Genomic DNA, 22,251 nt, shown 5'->3' with positions numbered 1-22,251 from the left:
TCGCGGCGATTAGCTTGTGCGTGCGGCGAATACGTCTCATAATCGCCGCATGAATAGCGGCGAATACACCTACATCTGGCAAGCCGGCGACTGGCCTCAGTGGCGCTTCGATCTGACGGCGCTCGCCGAGCCCATGGCCGAGGTCAGTCGCGCCCAAGGCTTGCTGGTGGGCCGGCTGGCCGATGTCGGCATGGCGTTGCGCGATCAGGCGAGCCTCGCGGCGCTCACGGAGGACGTGCTCAAGACGAGCGAGATCGAAGGCGAACAGCTCAATGTCGCCTCCGTGCGCTCGTCCATTGCGCGTCGAATGGGCGTGGACATCGGGGCGCTCGCGCCGGTGGATCGCCACGTTGAAGGCGTTGTGGAAATGGTGCTTGACGCGACCACCAACAGCCGCGCGCCGGTCACGCGCGAGCGCCTGTTCGGCTGGCACGCCGCGCTGTTTCCTACGGGCTACGCGGGTCTCTCGCGAATCAACGTCGGCGCATGGCGCGACGATGCGAGCGGGCCCATGCAGGTGATCTCGGGGCCGATTGGCCGTCAGCGCGTGCATTTCGAGGCGCCGCCCGCGAACCGGCTGGAGGCCGAGACGCGGCGCTTTCTCGACTGGCTCAACGGCCCGGCACAGGAGCCGCCGCTCATCAAGGCCGCCCTCGGCCATCTATGGTTCGTCACGCTGCACCCGTTCGACGACGGCAACGGCCGGGTGGCGAGAGCCATCGGCGACTTGCTGCTCGCGCGCGCGGACGGCAGTGCGCAGCGCTTTTACAGCCTCTCCGCGCAGATCCAGCGGGAGCGCAAGGGCTATTACGACATTCTGGAGCGCACGCAGCGCGGCTCGATGGACGTCACGCTGTGGCTCGCCTGGTTCTTCGACACGCTGCATCGTGCGGTCGATCAGGCGCAGATCACGCTGGACGCGGTGCTCGCCAAGGCGCGTTTCTGGCGCGACTGGGCCACGACGCCGTTCAACGAGCGGCAAGTCAAGCTGCTCAACCGTCTGCTCGACGGTTTCGACGGCAAGCTCACGAGCGGGAAGTGGGCCGCCATCGCCAAATGTTCGTCCGATACCGCGTTACGCGACATCAACGATCTCGTGGCGCGCGGCGTGCTGCGCAAAGCGCAGGGCGGCGGGCGCAGCACGAGCTACGAGCTCAACGCGTAGCCACAAACAAAAACCCCGCGCCTTCGAAAGGTCGCGGGGTTCTTACGAGCGGCGCAAGTGACGCATGTGCCGCGATTCGGCCTTACTGAATCTTCGCTTGCTTGCGCAGATTCTCTTCGAACGCCTGCAGCTTTTCCTGCTGGATCTGCTGAACGATCTGCGGGCGCACCTGCTCGAGCGGCGGCGGCGTGACCGGGCGGATATCGTCCACGCGGATGATGTGCCAGCCGAACTGCGTGTGCACCGGCGTATCGGTCATCTGGCCTTTCTGCAGATGCGTGGCCGCGGCCGCGAAATCCGGCACATACGCCTTCGGGTCCGACCAGTCGAGGTCGCCGCCGTTCTTGGCCGAGCCCGGGTCCTTCGAGTATTGTTTCGCGAGGTCTTCGAAGCTGGCGCCGGCCTTGATCTTCGCGATCAGGTCCTTGGCCTGCTGCTCGTTGTCCACGAGGATGTGGTGCAGGTGGTATTCGCTGCCGCCCGCGTCCTTCGTGAGCTGGTCGTAGCGCGCCTTGACTTCGGCGTCGGTCGGCTGGTTGTTCTTCACGAAGTTCTGAATCAGCGCGCGCAGCACGACGGTCTGCTGGGCCACGGCGATTTGCGCCTTCACGTCGGGGTTGTTCGGAATGCCCTCGCGAATGGCTTCCTGCATGAGGATTTCGCGGTTCACGAGTTCTTCGCGCACCGCCATTTGCAGTTGCGGCGAATCCTGCTGGCCTTGTTGGACGAGTTGCTGGACCAGCGCATCGGCGCGCGCTTTGGGAATCGGCGTGCCGTTCACGACGGCGATGTTCTGCGCAAAGGCGGGGGCCGCCGCGCACGCAGCCAGCAACACCCAGAGATGGGTCTTCTTCAAGGTCATCGGAAAGTCCTAACGGGGCGAACCAAAATGGCGAACAAAAGAATCAAGCAGATCGAAATCTAACGTGGGGCTTACCGGGGCAGCGCCGCGGCTTCTTCGGGCGTGAGCGCGGTGATCGCGAGTGCGTGAATGCCGCGCTGCATGGCATCGGCCAGCGCATCATACACCATGCGATGCCTTGCCACGCGGGCTTTCCCCGCGAATGCGGGCGCAACGATCGTGACATGATAGTGACCGCCGGCAGCGGCGCCGGCGTGTCCGGCGTGCTGCGCGCTGTCGTCGCGCACCTCGATGGAAACGGGCGCGAGCGCCGCGGTGAGGCGCGTTTCGATGAGCGCCATACGCTCGGCCGGGCTCGCGTTGAGAAAGACGTCGCTCATTCTTCTTCCTTCATGTAACGCGAAAGCCACAGGCTCTGGCCGACGATGAACACCACCAGGATGCCGGTCGCGCCGAAGAGCTTGAAGTCGACCCACGCGTCGGTGGAGAAGTGGAACGCCACGAACAGATTGAGAATGCCGAGCAGCGCGAAGAAGATCGACCACACGAAGTTCAGTTGCGTCCAGATGCGCGGCGGCAGTGTGATCTGCTTGCCCATCATCGCTTCGATGAGGTTCTTGCCGAAGGCCACTTGTGAAACGAGCAGCACGACCGAGAACGCCCAGTAGAGCACCGTGGGCTTCCACTTGATGAAGGTTTCGTCGTGCAGCATCAGCGTGGCGCCGCCGAACACGACGACGATGCCAAGCGAAAGCCACAGCATCGGGTCGACCTTGCGGTGGCGGAACGCCACCCAGGCGATCTGCACGAGCGTCGCACCGATCGCCACGGCCGTCGCCGTGAAGATGCCCCACAGCTTGAATGCGACGAAAAAGAGGATGATCGGGAACAGATCAAACAGGAATTTCATTATCGGCCTGAGAGGTTACAAAATGAGCCCCGTGCAAAAGAGGGCACGTCGCTTTCAAGGCCCTGTTTCACCCGATGGGGCCCCGCGCGGGGCGCGGGGCTGCCTTGCCAGCGTTCACTTGGGCTCGAATTGTAGCGCAGCCGAATTGATGCAATACCGAAGGCCCGTTGGGGCCGGACCATCTTCGAACACGTGGCCGAGGTGTGCGCCGCAGTTCTTGCAGCGCACCTCGATGCGCAGCATGCCGTGCGTACGGTCGGTTTTCTCCTCGATCACCTCGCCGTTGATCGGGCGGAAGTAGCTCGGCCAGCCGCAGCCCGCGTCGAATTTCGTGTCGGACTCGAAGAGCGGCGTGCCGCAGCACACGCAGTCGTACACACCCCGGTCGAAGTGGTCCCAGTACTTGCCCGTGAACGCGCGCTCGGTCGCGGCGTGGCGCGTGACCTGGTACTGCGTTTCGTCGAGCTGCTCCCGCCATTGCTCGTCGGCTTTGTAGCCCGGGTAGGCGGTGGAGTTATGGTCGTCCTGGCTCATGTTGGGTTCCTGTCGGGTGGGAAACACGGATCACGTAGATGGGGGCGCGCTCACGAAGAGCAACTGACTTCGAGCGAACTCGCCCAGTCGGGCGGCAGCCCCGCGTACGACGCGTGCTCGGGCTGCTCGTCGAATGGCCGCTCCAGCACCTTCGCGAGCCGTTCGACCTCGCTGAAGTCCTTTTGCGCGGCGCGCTCGATCGCGGTTTGCGCGAGGTGATTGCGCAGCACGTATTTCGGATTCGTGCGTTTCATCGCCTCGGCGCGCGCGGCGTCGTCGCGTGTTTCGTGCGCAAGGCGCGCGCGGTAGTCGGCCGCCCAGGCGTCGAAGGCGGCGCGATCGAGAAAGAGGTCGCGCACGGACGTGTCGCCGCTCGCGTCATGCTTGGACACGCGCGCGAGATTGCGATACGTGAGCGTGAAATCGGCCCGGTTGGCATGCATGATTTCGAAGAGCTTGTTCGCGAGCGCGTCGTCGCCTTCGCGCGCATGCGCGAGGCCGAGCTTCGCGCGCATGCGCGCTTCGAGTGCCGGCGCGAAGTGCCCCTTGAAGCGCTCGAGCACGCCTTGCGCGTCGGCCACCACGCGCTCGCCGCGCTTCTTTTCGTCGGCGATGTCGTAGTGCGCGCCGAACAGCGGCACCAGGGCCTGCGCGAGGCAAAAGAGATTCCAGTAGGCAATCTGCGGCTGCATGCGGTACGCGTAGCGGCCCTGCGAATCCGAATGATTGCAGATGTGGTTCGCGTCGAAGCCGTCCATGAAGCCGAACGGACCGTAGTCGATCGTGAGGCCGAGAATCGACATGTTGTCGGTATTCATCACGCCGTGGCAAAAGCCCACGGCCTGCCACTCGACCATCAGCGCCGCCGTGCTGCGCACCGCTTCGTCGAGCAGGGCGAGGTACGGGTCGTCGGCTTCGCGCAGTTGCGGATAGAAGCGCGCGATCACGTGGTCGGCGAGCGCACGCAGCGCGTCCACGTCGTCGTGCGAGTAGAAGTGCTCGAAGTGGCCGAAGCGCACGAAGCTCGGCGACACGCGCGTGACGACCGCGGCCGTTTCCATCTCTTCGCGGCGCACGGGCTGGTCGGAGCCGGTGACCGTGAGCGCGCGCGTGGTCGGAATGCCGAGATGATGCATGGCTTCCGAGCACAGGAATTCGCGGATCGACGAGCGCAGCACCGCGCGGCCGTCGCCCATGCGCGAGTAGGGTGTGCGGCCCGCGCCCTTGAGCTGGATCTCGTTGCGTTTGCCCTCGTGCCCGACTTCACCGAGCGTGAGTGCGCGGCCGTCGCCGAGCTGGCCTGCCCATACGCCGAACTGGTGGCCCGAGTAGACCGTTGCGTACGACATGGTCGATGGCGAGCGCTCGCGCGTGAAATTCCCGCAAAAGAACGCGGCGAACGCGGGATCGGCAGCAGCGGATGCATCGAGCCCGAGTTGCGCGGCCATGCCCTTCGAAAAGCCGACGACGTAGGGTGCTGGCAGCGGCGCGCCCGGCAGCCGCGTATAGAAGCGGGCGCCGAGCGCGGCAAAGGCGTCGTCGCGCGGCGCGATCAAGGCGCGTTCGAAGTCGGCGAGCGGACCGGTGGCGGGCGTGTGCGTAGCGGACGAGCCGCCTTGGGATTCGGGTGTGCCTGGTGAAAACGACATATTGAGGGCCTGTTGAATACTCGATATTGTAATTCCGCACCCGCCGGCGTGCTGGAGCACGTTCGAAGCCTGCCGGCGTGCCGCCTGATGCGCGAGAGTAAAACGCGAAAGCGCGACGCGAAAGATTACGACACACAACGCCGATCAACGCGAGGAGACCGCCAACGATGAGTGCGCCGCTGCTGGGACAGATGATGGATGTGCCGCTCACGCTCTCGTCGTTGATCGCGCATGCGGCGCGCCATCATGGCAGCGCGCAGATCGTCTCGCGCCGTATCGAGGGCGATATTCATCGCTACACCTACCGCGAATGCGAGGTGCGCTCGAAGCAGCTTGCACAGGCGCTCATCGCGCTTGGCGTGGCGCCGGGCGAGCGCGTGGGCACCCTGGCCTGGAATGGCTATCGGCATCTCGAAGCGTATTTCGGCGTGACCGGTTTCGGCGCCGTGTGCCACACCATCAATCCGCGTCTTTTTCCCGAGCAGATCGCATGGATCGTCAATCACGCCGACGACCGCTACGTGCTGTTCGACATCACGTTCGCTGCGCTCGTCGATACGATCGCGCCGCAATGCCCGAACGTACGCGGCTGGATCGCGCTGTGCGACGAGTCGCACCGGCCGCCCTTGCGCACGGAAGTGCTCTGCTACGAAACACTGCTCGCGGCGCAAGACGGCAACTACACGTGGCCCGAACTCGACGAGCGTAGCGCGTCGAACCTTTGCTACACGTCCGGCACCACGGGCAATCCGAAGGGCGCGCTCTACACGCACCGGTCTTCGGTGCTGCACGCCTACGCCGGCTCGCTGCCCGACGCGCTGGGATTATCCGCGCTCGACGCCATTCTGCCCGTCGTGCCGATGTTCCATGTGAATGCGTGGGGCATCCCGCATGCCGCGCCGCTCACGGGCACGAAGCTCGTGCTGCCCGGCAAGGATCTCGACGGCAAGTCGCTCTACGAACTCATGGAGGCCGAAGGCGTGACCGCCTCGGCCGGCGTGCCGACTGTCTGGCTCGGCCTGCTCGCGTACATGCGCGGCGCGGGCGTGCGCTTTTCCACGCTCAAGCGCACGGTGATCGGCGGTTCGGCGTGCCCGCCCGCTATGCTGCGCACCTTCGAGGACGACTACGGTGTGCAGGTGATCCACGCGTGGGGCATGACGGAGATGTCGCCGCTCGGCACGCTTGCGAAGCTCAACTGGGAGCAGTCGAAGCGCCCGCGCGAAGCGCAGCAAGCGCTGCTCGAGAAGCAAGGGCGCGTGATTTTCGGCGTGGACATGAAGATCGTCGGCGAGAACGGGCGGGAGCTGCCGTGGGACGGCGTGACGTTCGGCGACCTGCATGTGCGCGGGCCGTGGGTGATCGACCGCTACTTCCGGCAGGACGGAGGCTCGCCGCTCGTGGAAGGCTGGTTCCCCACGGGCGACGTCGCCACGATCGACCCCGACGGCTTTCTGCACATCACCGACCGCAGCAAGGACGTGATCAAGTCGGGCGGCGAGTGGATCAGCTCGATCGACCTCGAAAACATCGCGGTGGCGCATCCGGCCATTGCGGAGGCCGCGTGCATTGCGTGCGCGCATCCGCGCTGGACCGAGCGGCCGCTCATCGTTGCCGTGAAGAAGCCCGGCGCCACGGTCACCCGCGAGGAACTGCTGGCCTTCTTTGAAGGCAAGGTCGCGAAATGGTGGCTACCCGACGACGCCGTGTTCGTCGAGGAATTGCCGCACACGGCAACGGGCAAGCTGCAAAAGCTCAAGCTGCGCGAGCAGTTTCGCTCGTACGTGCTGCCGACTGCGCTTGCGGTGGAAGGTTGCCCGTTCGATCCGGCGCAAGACGTCGCGAAGCACGACTAAACCACAGCGCGCAACCGCGCAAAGGTTCTCCGGCGCAGCCTCTGGCTGCGTTTTTTTTCTTCCGACTTTTGCCCGCCGGCCCGCCAGATTCGCGCGTTCAGTACAAACCCTGGCGTCCGCAGTGCAGCAAAAAATTGAACGAACGTTCTTTTTTGGGTATTCTGCCTGCTGACCGGGAATGTCGGACAATGAAGCCGACGACGCACATCGCGGCCCGCAAGCATGGAGGCAGGCAAATGGCAGTGGACTACACGACTCGCGACGGCGTTGCCGTCATCACGCTCAATAATCCGCCCGTCAACGGCCTCGGGCATTCGACCCGCGCGGGCATTGTCGAGGGCCTCGCGCGCGCCGCGAGCGATCCGGCCGTTTCGGCCATCGTGATCACGGGCGCCGGCAAGGCGTTCTCGGGCGGCGCGGACATCACCGAATTCAATACGCCGAAGGCGATGCAGGAGCCCACGCTCCACACCGTCATCAAGGAAGTCGAGAAGAGCGCGAAGCCGGTCGTCGCCGCGATCCACAGCGTGGCGATGGGCGGCGGTCTCGAACTGGCGCTCGGCGCGCACTACCGTATTGCCGCGCCGGGCGCGCAGATCGCGCTGCCGGAAGTGAAGCTCGGCATTCTGCCGGGCGCGGGCGGCACGCAGCGCCTGCCGCGTGCGATCGGCCTCGAAGCCGCCCTCAACATGATCGTGACGGGCGCCCCGGTGATGAGCGAAAAGCTCGCGAATTCGGGGCTGTTCGACGCGATGGCGCAAGGCGATCTGCTCGAAGAGGCCATCGCTTTCGCGCGCAAGGCGGCTGACAAGCAAGGGCCGCATCCGCTCGTGCGCAACCGCAAGATCGAGCATCCGAACCCCGAAGGCTTCCTGCAGTTCTCGCGCAACACCGTTGGCGCGATGGCGAAGAACTATCCCGCGCCGGTGAAGTGCGTGGATGCCATCGCAGCGGGCGTGAAGCAGGGCTTCGACAAGGGTCTCGTGTTCGAGCGCGAATGCTTCCTCGAACTCGTGCAGACGCCGGAAAGCCGCGCGCTGCGCCACGCGTTCTTCGGCGAGCGTGCCGCGAGCAAGATTCCCGACGTGCCGTCGAGCACGCCCACGCGCGACATCCAGCAGGTGGCCGTGATCGGCGCGGGCACGATGGGCGGCGGCATCACGATGAACTTCCTCAACGCGGGTGTGCCGGTCACGCTGCTCGAAACGAAGCAGGAAGCGCTCGACCGCGGCGTCGCCACGATCCGCAAGAACTACGAAGCCCAGGTCAAGAAGGGCAAGCTCACGCAGGAGAAGGTGGAAGCGCGCATGGCGCTCATCAGCCCGACGCTTTCCTACGACGATCTCAAGCAAGCCGATCTCATCATCGAAGCGGTGTTCGAAGAACTCGGCGTGAAGGAGCAGGTGTTCAAGCGCCTCGACGAAGTCGCCAAGGCCGGCGCGATTCTCGCCTCGAACACCTCGACGCTCGACGTCGACAAGATCGCGGCCTTCACGAAGCGTCCGCAGGACGTGGTGGGTCTGCACTTCTTTAGCCCTGCCAACGTAATGAAGCTGCTCGAAGTCGTGCGCGGCAAGGAAACGGCCAAGGACGTGCTCGCCACCGTCATGCAGGTCGCGAAGAAGATCCGCAAGACGGCCGTGGTGTCGGGCGTGTGTGACGGCTTCATCGGCAACCGCATGATCGAGCAGTACGTGCGCCAGGCGCTCTATATGCTCGAAGAAGGCGCGCTGCCCGCGCAGGTGGATCGCGCGATCGAAAAGTTCGGCTTCGCCATGGGCCCGTTCCGCATGAGCGACCTGGCCGGCAACGATATCGGCTGGGCGATTCGCAAGCGCCGCTATCAGGAACATCCGGACATGAAGTACTCGAAGATCGCCGACCGCCTGTGCGAAACCGGCCGCTTCGGGCAGAAGACCGGCGCGGGCTGGTACGACTACAAGGCGGGCGAGCGCAACGCGCTGCCTTCGAAGCTCGTGGACGACATGATCGTGGCGTACTCGAAGGAAGCCGGTGTCGAGCGCCGCAAGATCAGCGACGAGGAAATCGTCGAGCGTCTCGTGTTCTCGCTCGTCAACGAAGGCGCGAAGATTCTCGAAGAGGGCATCGCCTCGAAGGCGTCCGACGTCGACATGGTCTATCTCACGGGCTACGGCTTCCCGCTGTGGCGCGGCGGCCCGATGCTGTACGCCGACACGGTCGGCCTCTATAACGTCGAGCGCGCCATTCGCCGCTATGCGCAGCAGCGCAACGGCGAGGCGTGGGAAGTCGCGCCTTCGATCGTCGAGCTGGCTGCCAAGGGCGGTACGTTCAACTAAGTTTCATCGAGAGCGAACAGGCGGACGAACATCATGAGAAGCGCAGACGACGTGCTCCTGCTGATCGACCTGCAATACGACTTCATGCCGGGCGGGGCGCTTGCCGTCGCGCATGGCGATGAAGTCGTGCCGGTCGCCAACCGGCTTGCGCAGGGCTTCAGCCATGTGGTGCTCACGCAGGACTGGCACCCGGCGCAGCACGTTTCGTTTGCGGCCAACCACGCGGGGCGCGCGCCGTTCGAGACAACGACGCTGCCCTATGGCGAGCAGGTGCTGTGGCCCGTGCATTGCGTGCAGGGCACTGAAGGCGCGGCGTTGCATCGCGACCTGAATGTGCCGCACGCGCGCGCGGTGATCCGCAAGGGCCATCACGCCGACGTGGACAGCTACTCCGCGTTTCTCGAAGCCGACCGCAAGACGCCCACGGGCCTCGCGGGTTACTTGCGCGACGTGGGTGTGAAGCGCGTGTACTGCTGCGGCCTCGCGACCGACTATTGCGTAGCGTGGTCCGCGCTCGACGCGCGCGCCGCGGGCTTCGAAACCGCGCTGATCGAAGACGCTTCGCGCGCCATCGACCTGAACGGCTCGCTTGCCGCCGCGTGGGAGCAGTTGCTCGCCGCAGGCGTAAAGCGCGCGCAGTCGGCCGAGGTGCTCGCATTGTCCGCTTGAACGTTCGAACAAAGGCATCCTCTGGATTCAATATTCGTAGTGGGAGACATCGCATGACTGACGCCGTAATCGTATCGACCGCCCGCACGGGCCTCGCCAAGTCCTGGAAGGGCGCCTTCAACATGACGCACGGCGCCACGCTGGGCGGCCATGTGACGCAAGCCGCCGTCGAGCGCGCGAAGATCGACCCCGCGCGCGTGGAAGACGTGATCATGGGCTGCGCGAATCCCGAAGGCGCGACTGGCGCGAATATCGCGCGCCAGATCGCGCTGCGCGCGGGCCTGCCCGTGAGCGTGGCGGGCATGACGGTGAACCGTTTCTGTTCGTCCGGACTCCAGACGATCGCGCTCGCCGCGCAACGCGTGATCGCGGGCGAAGGCGACGTGTTCGTGGCGGGCGGCGTGGAGTCGATCTCGTGCGTGCAGAACGAGATGAACCGCCACATGATGGCCGAAGGCTGGCTCAACCAGCACAAGCCCGAAATCTACTGGAGCATGCTGCAAACGGCCGAGAACGTCGCGAAGCGCTATGAAATCTCGAAGGAGCGCCAGGACGAGTACGGCGTGCAGTCGCAGTTGCGCGCTGCGGCCGCGCAGGCCGCGGGCCGCTTCAACGACGAAATCGTGCCGATGACGGTGCTCGCCGGTGTCGCCGACAAGGCCACCGGCCAGCTCGTCACGAAGGAAGTGACGATCGCCGCCGACGAGGGCATTCGCGCCGACACCACGCTCGAAGGCGTGTCGAAGATCCGCACGGCGATGCCGGGCGGCGTCATCACCGCCGGCAACGCGAGCCAGTTCTCGGACGGCGCGAGCGCCTGCGTCGTGATGAACGCGAAGGTCGCGGAGCGCGAAGGCCTGCAGCCGCTCGGCATCTTCCGCGGTTTTGCCGTGGCGGGCTGCGAGCCGGACGAGATGGGCATCGGTCCCGTCTTCGCGGTGCCCAAGCTCCTCAAGCAGACGGGCCTGAAGGTCGAGGACATCGGCCTGTGGGAGTTGAACGAAGCGTTCGCAGTGCAGGTGCTGTATTGCCGCGACAAGCTCGGCATTCCCGCCGACCGCCTGAACGTGAATGGCGGCGCGATTGCCGTCGGCCACCCGTATGGCGTGTCGGGCGCTCGCCTCACGGGCCACGCGCTCATCGAAGGCAAGCGCCGCGGCGCGAAGTTCGTCGTGGTGACGATGTGCATCGGTGGCGGGCAGGGCGCTGCAGGCCTCTTCGAAGTCGTTTGACGCAGGGCGCGGCGGATTCGCAAGCGTTCGCCGCTGTCCCGGCCAGGCCACCGCTTTGCGCGCGTTGGCGTGCGCCGGGCCGCCCTCGGGCCCAGGCCGCTGCAGGTATCATGACGGCTGTCGGCGCGCGCACGGTGCGGCGCCTGTTCCCATGCAGACAGAAGAGGTGAGTTCGTGATTCGTCATATCGTGATGTGGAAGCTCAAGGAGTCGGCCGAAGGTGCGACGCGTGCCGAGAATGTCGTGAAGTTCAAGGCATTGCTCGAAGGCTGCCGCAACCTCGTGCCGGGCACGCTGCACCTCGAAGTCGGTGTGGCCGCGCCGGGTCTCGCTTCCACGTTCGACCTCGTGCTCGTTTCCGATTTCGCCGATCAGGCCGCACTCGACGGCTATCAGGACCACCCTGAGCATCTCGTTGTGAAGCAGTTCGCGAAGCTCGTGGTCGAGTCGCGCCAGTGCGTGGACTACGTGGTCTGAAGCCCATCATGATCGGTACCGCAGATCAATCCCCGGGCGGCGGCTCGCCGGAAGGCGAAGCGCAGCAACACCCGCAAACGTCGCTCACTATCATTGAAAGTCCCTTCGTCGAGCATCTCGGCGCGCAACTCGTGAGCGCGCGCGACGGGGCAAGCGAAGTCGTGTTGCCGCTCGCCGAGCGGCATCTGAATACGTGGGACGTCGCGCACGGCGGCGTGACGATGACGCTTGCCGACATCGCACTTGCGATGGCGGCCCGCAGCGTCGCCGCCGACGGCGTGGGTGTCGTCACCGTCGAAATGAAAGTGAACTTCATGCAGCCGGGGCGCGGCGAATTGCGCGCCAGCGGCCGCGTGCTGCACCGTTCCACCACCATGGCCTATTGCGAAGGCGAGATTCGCGACAGCGAAGGCCATTTCGTCGCCAAGGCGCTCGGCACCTTCAAGTACATGCGCCGGCTTGCGGTGGGCCGCGACGTGACGCGTCAGCGTTTGCGCAGCGACCCCAGCGCGCGGCCGGGCCCGAGCGACGGTTAATACGTGCGATCGGGCGCGAGCGAGGGCTTGGCTCCCGCGCACCCGATCGCGGTTCTCTTGCGCGGCAGGCGTGCAACGCCTCGCCGCGCCCAACAAAGCAACACGGACGCCATGACCCAGACCAATCGCCAGATCCTGCTCGCTTCGCGCCCGGAAGGCGCCGCGAGCGTCGATAACTTCCGCCTCGTCACAACGCCGCTCGCACCGCTCGAAGAGGGCCAGGTGCGCGTGCGCAACCACTACCTCTCGCTCGACCCGTACATGCGCGGGCGGATGAGCGACAGCAAGTCGTACGCGGCGCCGCAGCCGCTCGACTCGGTGATGATCGGCGGCACGGTGGGCGAGGTGGTCGAATCGCACAACGCGAAGTTCAAGGTCGGCGACAAGGTCGTGGGCATGTTCGGGTGGCAGGAGTTCGGCACGTCGAACGGCAGCGACCTGCGCGTCGTCGATACGACCCACGTGCCGCTTGCCGCGTACCTCGGGCCCGTGGGCATGCCGGGCGTCACCGCGTGGTACGGCCTGAATCGCATCATCGAGCCGAAGGCCGGGCAAACCGTGGTCGTGAGCGCGGCGAGCGGCGCGGTGGGCAGTGTGGTCGGCCAGCTCGCGAAGCGCGCGGGCTGCCGTGCCGTGGGTATTGCCGGCGGCGCGGACAAATGCCGCTATGTCGTCGAGACGCTCGGTTTCGACGCCTGCGTCGATTACAAGGCGGGCAATCTCTATCAGGACCTCAAGGCGGCGACGCCGGACGGCGTGGACGGCTACTTCGAGAACGTCGGCGGCGCGGTGCTCGACGCCACGCTCGCGCGCATGAACGCGTTCGGGCGCATCGCGCTGTGCGGCATGATCGCGGGCTACGACGGCGAGCCGATGCCGCTGAAGTATCCGCAACTGCTGCTCACGCAGCGCCTGCTCGTGCAGGGTTTCATCGTGAGCGAGCACATGGAAGTGTGGCCGCAGGCGCTCACGGAACTGGGTACGCTGGTCGCGAAGCAGCAGCTCGCGTATCGCGAGAGCGTGGCCGAAGGGCTCGAGAATGCGCCTGGCGCGTTCCTTGGTATGCTCAAGGGCCAGAACTTCGGCAAGCAGCTGGTCAAGCTGATTTAACGGTTTCACTGATAGAAGCAAGCGCCCGGAAAGGGCGCTTCGCTTTTCCGTCTGCAGTTTTCACCGCAACCTTCACCGCAGGATTCGCAATGTCCGAACCGTTTGAGTTCGACGGCCGCGTGGCCGTCATCACGGGCGCGGCAAGCGGCTTTGGCCGCGCGTTTGCGCAGCAGGCCGCAGCGCTTGGCATGAAGCTCGTGCTTGCCGATGTCGATCAGGCGCTGCTCGACGAAACCGTCCATGCACTGCGCGAAGGCGGCGCACAGGCCATCGGCGTGCGTACCGACGTGCGCGACGCCGCGCAGGTCGACGCGCTCGCGAAAGCCGCGCTCGATGCCTACGGCAAAGTGCATCTGCTTTTCAACAACGCAGGCGTTGGCACCGGCGGCTTCGTGTGGGAGAGCAGCGCAAAGGACTGGGACTGGGTGTTCGGCGTGAATGTGATGGGCGTGGCCAACGGCGTGCGCAGCTTCACGCCGCTCATGCTCGAACAGGGCGAGCGCGCGCATATCGTCAACACGGCTTCGGTGGCGGGGCTGCTATCGCCGCCTGCCATGGGCGTGTACAACGCGTCGAAGCATGCGGTGGTCTCGCTGACCGAAACGCTCTATCACGACCTGAAGAACGTGAGCGACCGCGTGAGCTGCTCGCTGCTGTGCCCCGCCTTCGTGCCGACCGGTATTGCGAACGCCGAGCGCAGCCGCCCCGGCGAGTTGCGCAACGAAACGCCGCTCACGCGCTCGCAGCAGGCCGCCGATCTGCAGTTGCAGCGCGCGGTGCGCTCCGGCAAGCTCACGCCCGACGACGTCGCGAAAGTGACGTTCGACGCCGTGCGGGAAGGGCGTTTCTATATCCTCACGCATCCGCAGATTCTCGCTTCGGTGAAGCTGCGTCATGAGGACATCGAAACATTGCGCAATCCGACCGATCCGCTCTCGCTCAAACCTGAAGTCAAGAAAGCGCCGCAATAAAAGCGGCGCACGGGGTCCGTGCCATGCCTCTCACCGCGAAGATCGCACTCGTGCTCGACATGGTGGCCCGCACGGGCCGCGCGCCGTATCACGAGCAGACGGCGCAGGCGGCGCGCGCCGAGTATGAAAAAAGCGCGACGGTGCTCGAAATTCCCGCTGCGCCGATGCATGGCGTGGAAGACCTTCAGGTGTCAGTGCGCGACGGCGCAACGATCCGCGCGAGGCTTTACCTGCCGGTCGAACCGACCTGGGCGGAACCCCTGCCTGTGCTCGTCTACTATCACGGCGGCGGCTTCACGATCGGCAGCGTCGACACGCACGATGCGCTTTGCCGCATGTTCGCGCGCGATGCACGCTGCGCCGTGTTTTCCGTGGACTACCGGCTCGCGCCCGAACATCGTTTCCCGACGGCGGTGCACGACGCGTTCGACGCCTACACATGGCTCCACGCGCACGCGGCCGAGTATGCGCTGGATGACTCGCGCTTCGCCGTGGGCGGCGACAGTGCGGGCGGCACGCTCGCTACGGTCTGCGCAGTGCTGGCGCGCGACGCGGGTATCGCGCCGGTGCTGCAGCTGCTGTTCTATCCGGCCGTGAGCGCGCATCAGCAGACCGAATCGCACAAGCGTCTTGCAGATGGCCATTTGCTGACCGCACCGACTATCCAGTGGTTCTTCGATCACTATGTACGCGACAACTCGGATCGCGACGACTGGCGTTTTGCGCCGCTCGACGGCATGCGCGGCGAGCCGGATTTTCGCGGCGTCGCTCCGGCATGGATCGGTGTGGCCGAGTTCGATCCTCTAGTGGACGAAGGCGTGGCCTATGCGCAAAAGCTGCGCGACGCAGGCAACGAGGTCACGCTCGAGCGATTCGACGGCGTGATTCACGAGTTCATCAAGATGGGCGCGTTCATCGACGAGGCGCGGCGCGCCCAGCTGCAGGCTGTCCACGCGCTGCGTGCGGCGCTCGGCACGGGCGACTAAAGCGCGCTTAGCCTCTTTCGACCGTGTAGGTCTCGTGGCGCTCGAAGGCACCCGGGCGCGCGACACGGTGCGAGCCGTCGTCGTCGCTGCGCTCTATCGCTTCCACATCCAGAAGGGCGCCGCGCAGCGTGACACGCAGCGCCGTGGTGCCGCGCGTGCCGTAATCGGGCGTTTCGATGAAGGCCGCGGAAAGCGCGCGTTCGCGTTCCAGTGAAATACCCGTAGCGGGCAAGTCGCGGTCGGGCGCGACTTGCGGGTCCCGCATCATCTCTACGAGCCGTGCGAGCGGCACCTGCGCGTCGCCTCCTGCGAGTTGCGCGAGTTCGGCGCGCTTGCGCACGAGCTTGGGCCACGGTGTGTCGAGCACGGCGTTCGAAATACCGTGCGTGCCTTCGGGCAGCAACGCGGGCGCACGGTCCGCGCGATTGCAGTACCACGCAAGCTCGCGCCTCGCCCAGTCGCCGACGATCAGATTGAAGCCGTTGTAGAGGTCGCCCGAGCGCGCGATTTCGTCGAGATAGCCGAGCGGCGTATCGGGCAGATCCTGCGCGCCGGTGAGCCAGCGCGAGACGAGCGTGCCGCGCGTGGGTGCGTCGGGGCGCATGTCGTTCGGCGCGCGATAGTTCGTGAGCGCGGCGAAGCGGCCGCTGCGCGTCATGCCAAGCCAGGTGCCGCCGCCCACGAGATCGCGGCCCGCCAGCACGCCCGTTGCCGAACTGCCCGGCGATGTGATGTCGTCCGAGGCGTTCCACCAGTGCAGGGGATCGGCGGTGCGGCGCAGGAACTCGTCGCGGTTGGCCGCGAGCGTGAAAAGCGCGCCAGCGTTCGCGCGCGGACGCCAGTCGAAGACGATCAGGCACATGGGGTGGGCCCTTGCAGGGTCGGGAGTGGGGCCGCGCCCACGCGTTGAGAGACGCGGGGCGCCTCACTCGCAATGGACGCGGTGTGCGGCGTCAAACTTCGGCAGGCAACGCGTACGGCAGCGGCAGCACGCGCAGCGCGGGGCCGTCCGCGGCGCCCAGATGCACGCTACCCGTTTCGAGCGCGGCAAGCTTGATCTCGGCGAGCAGATCGACGCCGCCCTCGGGCGCGGCTGCTGAGTTCACGACCATGCCGCACGGCTGGCTCGGGTCGTCCGAGTGGAACAGCTCGACGCCCGCGTGCGCGGCGTCCAGGCTCGCGGCCACATTGGCGAGCGCGGTACGGCGCTTGATCGTGCCGCGATACTGGCTGCGCGCGACGATTTCCTGGCCCGGATAGCAGCCCTTGCGGAAATTCACGCCGCCCAGCACGTCGTAATTGACCATCTGCGGCACGAACTGCTCGCTCACGGCCTGCGTGATGCGCGGCTCGCCCGCGCGAATGTCGAGCCAGTCCCACACGGCCGGCGGCACGCGCTTCACCGCACCGTCGAGCTTCGCGAGGCGCGCCAGCACGGCTTCTTTCGGGCCGACCCACAGATAACGCAGCACGCCGGCCGCGTCGGGCACGCGGATCAGCGTGCCTGCGGGGTCGTCCACTTTCACGTGCACGCCGTCTGGCAGGGCGTCGAACACGCTCGCGAGCGCGCCGCGCACGTCGCCCGCAAGGCCCACCACGAGCAGCTTGTCGGTGTCGTCGGTGAGCTTGGCCTTGGCGCGCAGCACGAACATCGACAGGCGTTTTTGCGCCGTTGCCTGCACGTCCTTCGAGATCAGGAGGCGGATCGTGTCGCCCGTCTTCCAGGTGAGGAACGAGGCAAGCAGACGCCCCTTGGGCGAGCAGTAGCCTGCAAGGCGCGCACCGGCTACGTCGAGATGCTGGACGTCGTTGGTGAGCTGGCTGTGCAGGAAGGTCGCCGCGTCGTCGCCATTGGCGTCGATCACGCCGAACTGCGGCAGGATCGCGTAGGCGCCCCCTTGCAGAACGGCGTCGAAGTCGGCCGCGCCTGGAGGCGCATCGGCAGGGGAAAATTCAGGAGCGGAGAGCGTGGAAGCGGGATCGAGCGGTGAGTTCATGGATTCGGGGAACAGTCAATCCTGACTTTAGCGAAGGCAAGCAGTTATTATATGAGGTCCCCCTGAGTCGTGTTTCCATGTCCCTCCTGAAGAAATGCCTTGTTGCCGGCGCCGCGCTAGTCGTGATTGGCGCCGCCGCGGCGGGCGGCGTATGGCGCTGGGCCACCACGCCCCTCGAACTTGCCGCCCCACAGCTCGACGTCACCATCAAGCCGCACAGCACCGTGCGCAGCGTCACGCTGCAATTGCGGCGCGGCGGCGTGCCCGTGCAGACACAGCTTTTCGTGCTCATGACGCGCGTGCTCGGCCTGCAAAGCCAGCTTAAATCGGGCAACTACGAGTTCAAGGCGGGTGTCACGCCGTATGACGTGCTCCAGAAGATGGCGCTTGGCGACGTGAACGAGTCCGTGGCCACGATCATCGAAGGCTGGACCTTCAAGCACATGCGCGCCGAACTCGACGCGAACCCTGCGCTGCGCCACGACACGGCCGGCATGAGCGATGCCGAGCTGCTTGCCGCGATCGGCGCGCCGGCCGCGCCGAACGGCAGCGGGGAAGGGTTGTTTTTCCCCGACACTTATCTCTTCGACAAGGGGGCGAGCGATCTCGATGTCTATCGCCGTGCCTATCATCTGATGCAAACACGTCTGAACGAAGCGTGGACCGCGCGCGCGCCTGGCTTGCCGCTCAAGTCGCCCTACGAGGCGCTGACGCTCGCTTCGCTCGTGGAGAAAGAGACAGGCCGCGCCGCCGACCGCGCGCTCGTGGCGGCCGTGTTCTCGAACCGTCTGAAAGTGGGCATGCCGCTGCAGACGGACCCGGCCGTGATCTACGGCCTCGGCGACACCTACGCGGGGCATTTGCGCAAGCGCGATCTGCAGTCGGACACTCTTTACAATACCTACCTGCGCCTTGGGTTGCCGCCAACACCCATTGCGCTGCCCGGCGCCGCGGCGATCGAGGCGGCGCTCAATCCGGCATCGACGGCCGCGCTGTACTTCGTGGCGCGCGGCGACGGCAGCAGCGTTTTTTCAGACAATCTTGTCGACCACAACAAGGCCGTCGACAAATACATCCGGGGTAACTAAATGGCGCGGGGCCGATTCATCACGTTCGAAGGCATCGACGGCGCGGGCAAGACCACGCATCTCGCCTGGTTTCGCGATCAGCTCGTCGAGAAACTCGCGCCCTCGGGCCGAACGGTCGTCATGACGCGCGAACCGGGCGGCACGCCGCTTGGCGAATCGATCCGCGATCTCGTGCTGCATCAGCCGATGGACCTCGAAACCGAGGCGCTGATGATGTTCGCGGCGCGCCGCGAGCACCTCGCCAAGGTGATCGAGCCCGCGCTCGCGCGCGGCGACTGGGTGCTGTCCGACCGCTTCAGCGATGCCACCTTCGCCTACCAGGGCGGCGGCCGCGGGCTGCCGCGCGACAAGCTCGAAACGCTGGAGCGCTGGGTGCAGGGCGGGTTCCAGCCAGACCTCACCGTACTGTTCGACCTGCCGCCCGATACGGCGAGCGAACGGCGAGGTGCGGCGCGCGAGCCCGACCGCTTCGAAAGCGAATCCGACGCGTTCTTCAATCGCACGCGCACCGAGTACTTGCGCCGTGCGGAAGAGGCGCCGTACCGTTTCGCGATCATCGATTCGTCGCAGGGTATCGACGCGATTCGCGCCAAGCTCGAGCAAGTGATTGCAACACTCTGATTTCAAAGCGATATTTGGTGCTTTTATATGGCTGCACGATTTTTGTGTAACTTCTCGTGAAAGTCGTCTAACCAATTGATTTTAAAGATGATCTATCCTTGGCAAACCGACGACTGGCAACGCCTGCAGCAACTGCGCAGCCACTGGCCGCATGCGCTGCTGCTGCACGGCCAGGCGGGTATCGGCAAGCTCCAGTTCGCCCAGCATCTGGCGAAGGGACTGCTCTGCGAAGCGCCGCAGGCCAACGGCGAGCCGTGCGGCGCCTGTGCGGCGTGCAACTGGTTTGTTCAGGGCAATCATCCGGATTACCGGATCGTCGTGCCGGAGGCTCTGGCGGGTGAAATCGGCCAGGCCGGCGACGACGACGCCAAGGCTGAGAAAGCAGACAAGGGTGACGGCGAAGAAGGCAAGAAGGGCCGCGCGCCGAGCAAGGAAATCCGCATCGAGCAGGTGCGCGCGCTGCTCGACTTCACAGGCGTGGGCTCGCACCGCGGCGGCCTGCGTGTGGTCGTGCTGTACCCGGCCGAGGCGCTGAACGTCGCCGCCGCGAACGCGCTGCTGAAGACGCTCGAAGAGCCGCCTGCGGGTGTGGTGTTCCTCGTCGTATCGGCGCGCATCGACCGCCTGCTGCCGACCATCATCAGCCGTTGCCGGCAGTGGCCCATGGGCACGCCCGCGCCCGAAGCCGCCACGGCCTGGCTCGCGCAGCAGGGCGTGGACGACGCGCCGGCGCTGCTCGCCGAAGCCGGCGGCGCGCCGCTCGCGGCGCTCGCGCTCGCGAACGACGAAAACCGCACGCTGCGCGACTGGACGCTGGCCCAGCTCGCGGCGGGCCCGGCTTGCGACGCTTTTGCCTGTGGCGAGACGCTGCAAAAGCTGCCGGTGCCGCTCGTGCTCGGCTGGCTGCAGCGCTGGGTCTACGATCTGCTCGCCCAGCACACCGCAGGCCGTCCGCGCTATTTCCCGCAGGCCACGAACGGCCTCGCGCGCTGCGCCGCGAAGCTCGACGCGGCGGCGCTGGCGCGCTACCTGAAAACGGTCACGCGCCAGCGCGCGGTGGAAAACCATCCGCTGAATGCGCGCCTCGTGTTCGAGGAACTCTTTCTCGGCTATCGTGAACTGTTCGCCTGACGCTCGCGCTCCGGCCTGAATCTTTCATCGCAGGACCACCCATGTTTGTCGATTCACATTGCCACATCAACTTCGAGGGCCTCGGCGACCGCCTCCCGCAGGTGCTCGAGAACATGCGCGAGAACGCCGTCACGCACGCGCTGTGCGTGTCGGTGGACCTCGAAACGCTGCCTTCGGTGCTCGACATCGCGAGCCGCTACGAGAACGTCTACGCGTCGGTGGGCGTGCATCCCGACCACGAGCACATGCGCGAGCCCAGCGTGGCCGAACTGGTCGAGCTGGCCGTGCATCCGAAGGTGATCGCGATCGGCGAAACGGGGCTCGATTACTATCGCCTGGGCGAGCGCACGATCGCCGACATGGAGTGGCAGCGCGAGCGTTTTCGCACCCACATTCGCGCGGCGCACGCCACGGGCAAACCGCTCATCGTCCATACGCGCGCGGCTTCCGACGACACCCTGCGCATCATGGAAGAAGAGCGCGCGGGCGAGCCCGGCGGCGTGATGCATTGCTTCACGGAACCGTGGGCGATTGCCGAGCGCGCACTTGCGCAGAATTTTTACATCTCGCTTTCGGGCATCGTGACGTTCAAGAGCGCGACGGATGTGCAGGAGGTCGCGCGCCGCGTGCCGATCGAGCGTCTTTTGATCGAAACCGATTCGCCATACCTTGCGCCAGTGCCATTTCGTGGCAAACCCAATGAACCTGCGTACGTGAGCCATGTCGGAAGATTCATTGCCCAGCAACGCGGGTTGCCGGACGCCGAACTCGGCGCTGTCACCACACAGAACTTTTTCCGGCTCTTCAAGATCCAGCCTCAGGCTTGAATCGCAAACCGCATGCTGTCAATGGTGTTAAATATCAACGACATAGCAGATAACGTTAAGGCTTGACATGAACTCGAAACCGCTTCCGCACGCCGCAAACCCTGTCCGCCGTACCGCCGCCGCGCTCGTGCTCGGCGTCGCCGCCACGCTGTTTGGCGCCGCGGCCCACGCCGCTCCGATCGACTCGCTCATCAAGAGCGTCAAGTTCGACGACGACAAGGGCGTGCAAAAAGCGCTCGCAAACGGCATGGACCCGAACGCCACGGACGACCAGGGCATGCCGCTCCTCGTGATCGCGGCGCGCGAGAAGTCCGACAAGGTTGGGGCGGTGCTGCTCGACAACCCGAAGACGAACATCGCCGCCGAAGACCGTGCAGGCGAAAACGCGCTGATGCTGGCCTCGCTGAACGGCGACGTGGACTTCGTGAAGCTGCTCATCGCCAAGGGCGCCGAGGTCAACAAGAAGGGCTGGACGCCGCTGCACTACGCCGCCGCGAACGGCAACGACGACGTTGCGAAGCTCCTGATCGGCTATTCGGCCGACGTCAACGCGCTCTCGCCCAACGGCACGACGCCGCTGATGATGGCCGCGCGCGGCGACCATCTCACGACGCTCCAGATGCTGCTCGAGCACGGCGCGACGCTCGGCGCCAAGAACCAGATCGGCATGACGGCGCTCGATTTCGCGCGCCAGTACAAGGCGCCGGACGCGATCAAGGACCTGACGGCGCGCATGACGCAGGCTGGCCTCTCCACGGCGGCCCCGGCAGCGCCGCAAAACAGTGCAAAATAATGGGGATGAAGGCGGCCGCACTGGACCAACGCGGCCGACCGGCGGCGCTCGACATGCTCGCAGCGCCGCTCCCCACGACAATTCAAGGAGAACCATGCTGCGGGTTCTGATCTGTGCGGGCGCGATGGCGTTGCCGCTCTCCGCTTTCGCATTCACGGCAAGCGACCTCAACCGGCTCTGCACGAAGACCGACGTGGCTTCGCGCAGTGCGTGCGCTGCCTATATCGAAGGTGCCGCCGACGGCATTTTCAACACGATCGACGCCATTGGCGGCACTACCGGGCCGCGCGTGGGTCAATACTTCTGCCTGCCGCCCGACGCGCGCTCCGCGCAACTGACCGACGCGGTGCGCAAGTACATCGCCGACAACCCGAACGTGGCAGGCTATAACGCCAGCACCGCCATTTCGCTCGGGCTTGGCAAGGCGTTTCCCTGCAAGACCGGCAACGGCAGCTGAGGCCGGTCGGTTGTTGTAGATGTAACAGGTAGCACGGCGCGGCGCCTTCTCTCGCCGCGCCA

General features: G+C 65.7%; 23 protein-coding genes. 16 read left to right on the top strand and 7 right to left on the bottom strand.

All coding sequences use genetic code 11. The annotated features are described in order from the left end of the window. Positions 1 to 49 precede the first annotated feature (49 nt). Positions 50 to 1,165 (top strand): Fic family protein, encoded by a 1,116-nt coding sequence (locus tag U5A52_RS31065; RefSeq protein ID WP_321937609.1) that lies wholly within the window; start codon positions 50 to 52, stop codon positions 1,163 to 1,165. 82 nt (positions 1,166 to 1,247) lie between these two features. Here the strand turns inward: U5A52_RS31065 and U5A52_RS31060 are convergent, their stop codons facing one another. From U5A52_RS31060 to U5A52_RS31040, 5 genes are all read right to left on the bottom strand, one after another. Further along, positions 1,248 to 2,027, bottom strand: coding sequence for a peptidylprolyl isomerase (locus U5A52_RS31060; protein WP_321937607.1), 780 nt, complete (start codon positions 2,025 to 2,027; stop codon positions 1,248 to 1,250). A gap of 71 nt (positions 2,028 to 2,098) precedes the next feature. Continuing rightward, a complete protein-coding gene (locus U5A52_RS31055) occupies positions 2,099 to 2,407 on the bottom strand; it encodes a BolA family protein (protein WP_321937605.1) in 309 nt (102 codons plus the stop codon). After that, positions 2,404 to 2,937: a septation protein A gene (locus U5A52_RS31050; RefSeq protein ID WP_042269484.1), complete on the bottom strand. Its 534-nt coding sequence runs from the start codon at positions 2,935 to 2,937 to the stop codon at positions 2,404 to 2,406. The genes U5A52_RS31055 and U5A52_RS31050 overlap by 4 nt, the downstream gene beginning before the upstream one ends. Positions 2,938 to 3,051: 114 nt before the next feature. Continuing rightward, positions 3,052 to 3,471 (bottom strand): peptide-methionine (R)-S-oxide reductase MsrB, encoded by a 420-nt coding sequence (gene msrB, locus U5A52_RS31045; protein WP_321914873.1) that lies wholly within the window; start codon positions 3,469 to 3,471, stop codon positions 3,052 to 3,054. Between the two features lie 50 nt (positions 3,472 to 3,521). Next, positions 3,522 to 5,120 (bottom strand): protein adenylyltransferase SelO, encoded by a 1,599-nt coding sequence (locus U5A52_RS31040; protein WP_321937603.1) that lies wholly within the window; start codon positions 5,118 to 5,120, stop codon positions 3,522 to 3,524. Between the two features lie 167 nt (positions 5,121 to 5,287). Between U5A52_RS31040 and U5A52_RS31035 the strand changes: the two genes are divergently transcribed. The 9 genes from U5A52_RS31035 to U5A52_RS30995 all read left to right on the top strand — a co-directional run bounded on the left by U5A52_RS31035 (position 5,288) and on the right by U5A52_RS30995 (position 15,275). Beyond that, a complete protein-coding gene (locus U5A52_RS31035; RefSeq protein ID WP_321937602.1) occupies positions 5,288 to 6,976 on the top strand; it encodes a 3-(methylthio)propionyl-CoA ligase in 1,689 nt (562 codons plus the stop codon). Positions 6,977 to 7,212: 236 nt separating this feature from the next. Beyond that, positions 7,213 to 9,294 (top strand): 3-hydroxyacyl-CoA dehydrogenase NAD-binding domain-containing protein, encoded by a 2,082-nt coding sequence (locus U5A52_RS31030; RefSeq protein ID WP_321937601.1) that lies wholly within the window; start codon positions 7,213 to 7,215, stop codon positions 9,292 to 9,294. A 33-nt stretch (positions 9,295 to 9,327) separates the two neighbouring features. Further along, positions 9,328 to 9,963, top strand: a complete 636-nt coding sequence (gene pncA / locus U5A52_RS31025) for a bifunctional nicotinamidase/pyrazinamidase (protein ID WP_321937599.1) — start codon at positions 9,328 to 9,330, stop codon at positions 9,961 to 9,963. A gap of 53 nt (positions 9,964 to 10,016) precedes the next feature. Next, positions 10,017 to 11,195 carry an acetyl-CoA C-acyltransferase gene (locus U5A52_RS31020; RefSeq protein WP_321937598.1) on the top strand — a complete coding sequence of 393 codons (1,179 nt, stop codon included), beginning with the start codon at positions 10,017 to 10,019 and terminating at the stop codon, positions 11,193 to 11,195. 174 nt (positions 11,196 to 11,369) lie between these two features. Continuing rightward, complete coding sequence (locus U5A52_RS31015; protein ID WP_321914880.1) at positions 11,370 to 11,672, top strand: Dabb family protein; 303 nt, start codon at positions 11,370 to 11,372, stop codon at positions 11,670 to 11,672. Positions 11,673 to 11,761: 89 nt separating this feature from the next. Further along, positions 11,762 to 12,208, top strand: coding sequence for a PaaI family thioesterase (locus U5A52_RS31010; RefSeq protein WP_321914932.1), 447 nt, complete (start codon positions 11,762 to 11,764; stop codon positions 12,206 to 12,208). A 111-nt stretch (positions 12,209 to 12,319) separates the two neighbouring features. Next, entirely contained in the window at positions 12,320 to 13,318 is a 999-nt protein-coding gene (locus tag U5A52_RS31005) for an NADP-dependent oxidoreductase (protein ID WP_321937596.1), read from the top strand. 89 nt (positions 13,319 to 13,407) lie between these two features. After that, the gene (locus U5A52_RS31000; protein ID WP_321937594.1) at positions 13,408 to 14,289 is read left to right on the top strand and encodes an SDR family oxidoreductase; all 882 of its coding nucleotides are present in this window, start codon (positions 13,408 to 13,410) and stop codon (positions 14,287 to 14,289) included. Between the two features lie 23 nt (positions 14,290 to 14,312). After that, the gene (locus U5A52_RS30995) at positions 14,313 to 15,275 is read left to right on the top strand and encodes an alpha/beta hydrolase (RefSeq protein WP_321914883.1); all 963 of its coding nucleotides are present in this window, start codon (positions 14,313 to 14,315) and stop codon (positions 15,273 to 15,275) included. 7 nt (positions 15,276 to 15,282) lie between these two features. On the opposite strand, the gene U5A52_RS30990 is transcribed toward U5A52_RS30995, so the two are convergent. Both U5A52_RS30990 and U5A52_RS30985 read right to left on the bottom strand, forming a co-directional pair. After that, a complete protein-coding gene (locus U5A52_RS30990; RefSeq protein ID WP_321937593.1) occupies positions 15,283 to 16,137 on the bottom strand; it encodes an NRDE family protein in 855 nt (284 codons plus the stop codon). A gap of 91 nt (positions 16,138 to 16,228) precedes the next feature. Next, on the bottom strand, positions 16,229 to 17,272 hold the full coding sequence (locus tag U5A52_RS30985; protein WP_321937591.1) for a folate-binding protein: 1,044 nt from the start codon (positions 17,270 to 17,272) through the stop codon (positions 16,229 to 16,231). A gap of 77 nt (positions 17,273 to 17,349) precedes the next feature. Between U5A52_RS30985 and mltG the strand changes: the two genes are divergently transcribed. The 6 genes from mltG (at position 17,350) to U5A52_RS30955 (ending at position 22,189) form a co-directional block, all read left to right on the top strand. Further along, positions 17,350 to 18,360: an endolytic transglycosylase MltG gene (gene mltG / locus U5A52_RS30980; RefSeq protein ID WP_321937590.1), complete on the top strand. Its 1,011-nt coding sequence runs from the start codon at positions 17,350 to 17,352 to the stop codon at positions 18,358 to 18,360. After that, positions 18,361 to 18,981 carry a dTMP kinase gene (gene tmk / locus U5A52_RS30975; RefSeq protein WP_321937588.1) on the top strand — a complete coding sequence of 207 codons (621 nt, stop codon included), beginning with the start codon at positions 18,361 to 18,363 and terminating at the stop codon, positions 18,979 to 18,981. It abuts the gene before it with no gap. A gap of 87 nt (positions 18,982 to 19,068) precedes the next feature. Then, positions 19,069 to 20,112, top strand: coding sequence for a DNA polymerase III subunit delta' (locus U5A52_RS30970; protein WP_321937587.1), 1,044 nt, complete (start codon positions 19,069 to 19,071; stop codon positions 20,110 to 20,112). Between the two features lie 41 nt (positions 20,113 to 20,153). Then, positions 20,154 to 20,939 (top strand): TatD family hydrolase, encoded by a 786-nt coding sequence (locus U5A52_RS30965; protein WP_321937585.1) that lies wholly within the window; start codon positions 20,154 to 20,156, stop codon positions 20,937 to 20,939. A gap of 67 nt (positions 20,940 to 21,006) precedes the next feature. Further along, positions 21,007 to 21,732, top strand: a complete 726-nt coding sequence (locus U5A52_RS30960; RefSeq protein WP_321914890.1) for an ankyrin repeat domain-containing protein — start codon at positions 21,007 to 21,009, stop codon at positions 21,730 to 21,732. Positions 21,733 to 21,826: 94 nt separating this feature from the next. Then, a complete protein-coding gene (locus tag U5A52_RS30955; RefSeq protein ID WP_028207010.1) occupies positions 21,827 to 22,189 on the top strand; it encodes a Rap1a/Tai family immunity protein in 363 nt (120 codons plus the stop codon). Positions 22,190 to 22,251 lie beyond the last annotated feature (62 nt).

It is taken from the genome of Paraburkholderia sp. J8-2 (genome assembly GCF_905220195.1).
Lineage (GTDB): Bacteria > Pseudomonadota > Gammaproteobacteria > Burkholderiales > Burkholderiaceae > Paraburkholderia.
The sequence above is the reverse complement of the archived record's forward strand: the minus strand, read 5'-3'. Positions and strand labels throughout refer to the sequence as shown.

Excerpts from the sequence above, each read along its gene's own strand:
- U5A52_RS31020 (WP_321937598.1), top strand. The coding sequence starts at position 10,017 with ATGACTGACGCCGTAATCGTATCGACCGCCCGCACGGGCCTCGCCAAG.
- U5A52_RS31055 (WP_321937605.1), bottom strand. The coding sequence starts at position 2,407 with ATGAGCGACGTCTTTCTCAACGCGAGCCCGGCCGAGCGTATGGCGCTC.
- U5A52_RS30990 (WP_321937593.1), bottom strand. The coding sequence starts at position 16,137 with ATGTGCCTGATCGTCTTCGACTGGCGTCCGCGCGCGAACGCTGGCGCG.
- U5A52_RS31065 (WP_321937609.1), top strand. The coding sequence starts at position 50 with ATGAATAGCGGCGAATACACCTACATCTGGCAAGCCGGCGACTGGCCT.
- U5A52_RS30955 (WP_028207010.1), top strand. The coding sequence starts at position 21,827 with ATGCTGCGGGTTCTGATCTGTGCGGGCGCGATGGCGTTGCCGCTCTCC.
- mltG (WP_321937590.1), top strand. The coding sequence starts at position 17,350 with ATGTCCCTCCTGAAGAAATGCCTTGTTGCCGGCGCCGCGCTAGTCGTG.
- tmk (WP_321937588.1), top strand. The coding sequence starts at position 18,361 with ATGGCGCGGGGCCGATTCATCACGTTCGAAGGCATCGACGGCGCGGGC.
- U5A52_RS30995 (WP_321914883.1), top strand. The coding sequence starts at position 14,313 with ATGCCTCTCACCGCGAAGATCGCACTCGTGCTCGACATGGTGGCCCGC.
- U5A52_RS31000 (WP_321937594.1), top strand. The coding sequence starts at position 13,408 with ATGTCCGAACCGTTTGAGTTCGACGGCCGCGTGGCCGTCATCACGGGC.
- U5A52_RS31050 (WP_042269484.1), bottom strand. The coding sequence starts at position 2,937 with ATGAAATTCCTGTTTGATCTGTTCCCGATCATCCTCTTTTTCGTCGCA.
- U5A52_RS30965 (WP_321937585.1), top strand. The coding sequence starts at position 20,154 with ATGTTTGTCGATTCACATTGCCACATCAACTTCGAGGGCCTCGGCGAC.
- U5A52_RS30970 (WP_321937587.1), top strand. The coding sequence starts at position 19,069 with ATGATCTATCCTTGGCAAACCGACGACTGGCAACGCCTGCAGCAACTG.
- msrB (WP_321914873.1), bottom strand. The coding sequence starts at position 3,471 with ATGAGCCAGGACGACCATAACTCCACCGCCTACCCGGGCTACAAAGCC.
- U5A52_RS31040 (WP_321937603.1), bottom strand. The coding sequence starts at position 5,120 with ATGTCGTTTTCACCAGGCACACCCGAATCCCAAGGCGGCTCGTCCGCT.
- U5A52_RS31060 (WP_321937607.1), bottom strand. The coding sequence starts at position 2,027 with ATGACCTTGAAGAAGACCCATCTCTGGGTGTTGCTGGCTGCGTGCGCG.
- U5A52_RS31035 (WP_321937602.1), top strand. The coding sequence starts at position 5,288 with ATGAGTGCGCCGCTGCTGGGACAGATGATGGATGTGCCGCTCACGCTC.
- pncA (WP_321937599.1), top strand. The coding sequence starts at position 9,328 with ATGAGAAGCGCAGACGACGTGCTCCTGCTGATCGACCTGCAATACGAC.
- U5A52_RS30960 (WP_321914890.1), top strand. The coding sequence starts at position 21,007 with ATGAACTCGAAACCGCTTCCGCACGCCGCAAACCCTGTCCGCCGTACC.
- U5A52_RS31030 (WP_321937601.1), top strand. The coding sequence starts at position 7,213 with ATGGCAGTGGACTACACGACTCGCGACGGCGTTGCCGTCATCACGCTC.
- U5A52_RS30985 (WP_321937591.1), bottom strand. The coding sequence starts at position 17,272 with ATGAACTCACCGCTCGATCCCGCTTCCACGCTCTCCGCTCCTGAATTT.
- U5A52_RS31005 (WP_321937596.1), top strand. The coding sequence starts at position 12,320 with ATGACCCAGACCAATCGCCAGATCCTGCTCGCTTCGCGCCCGGAAGGC.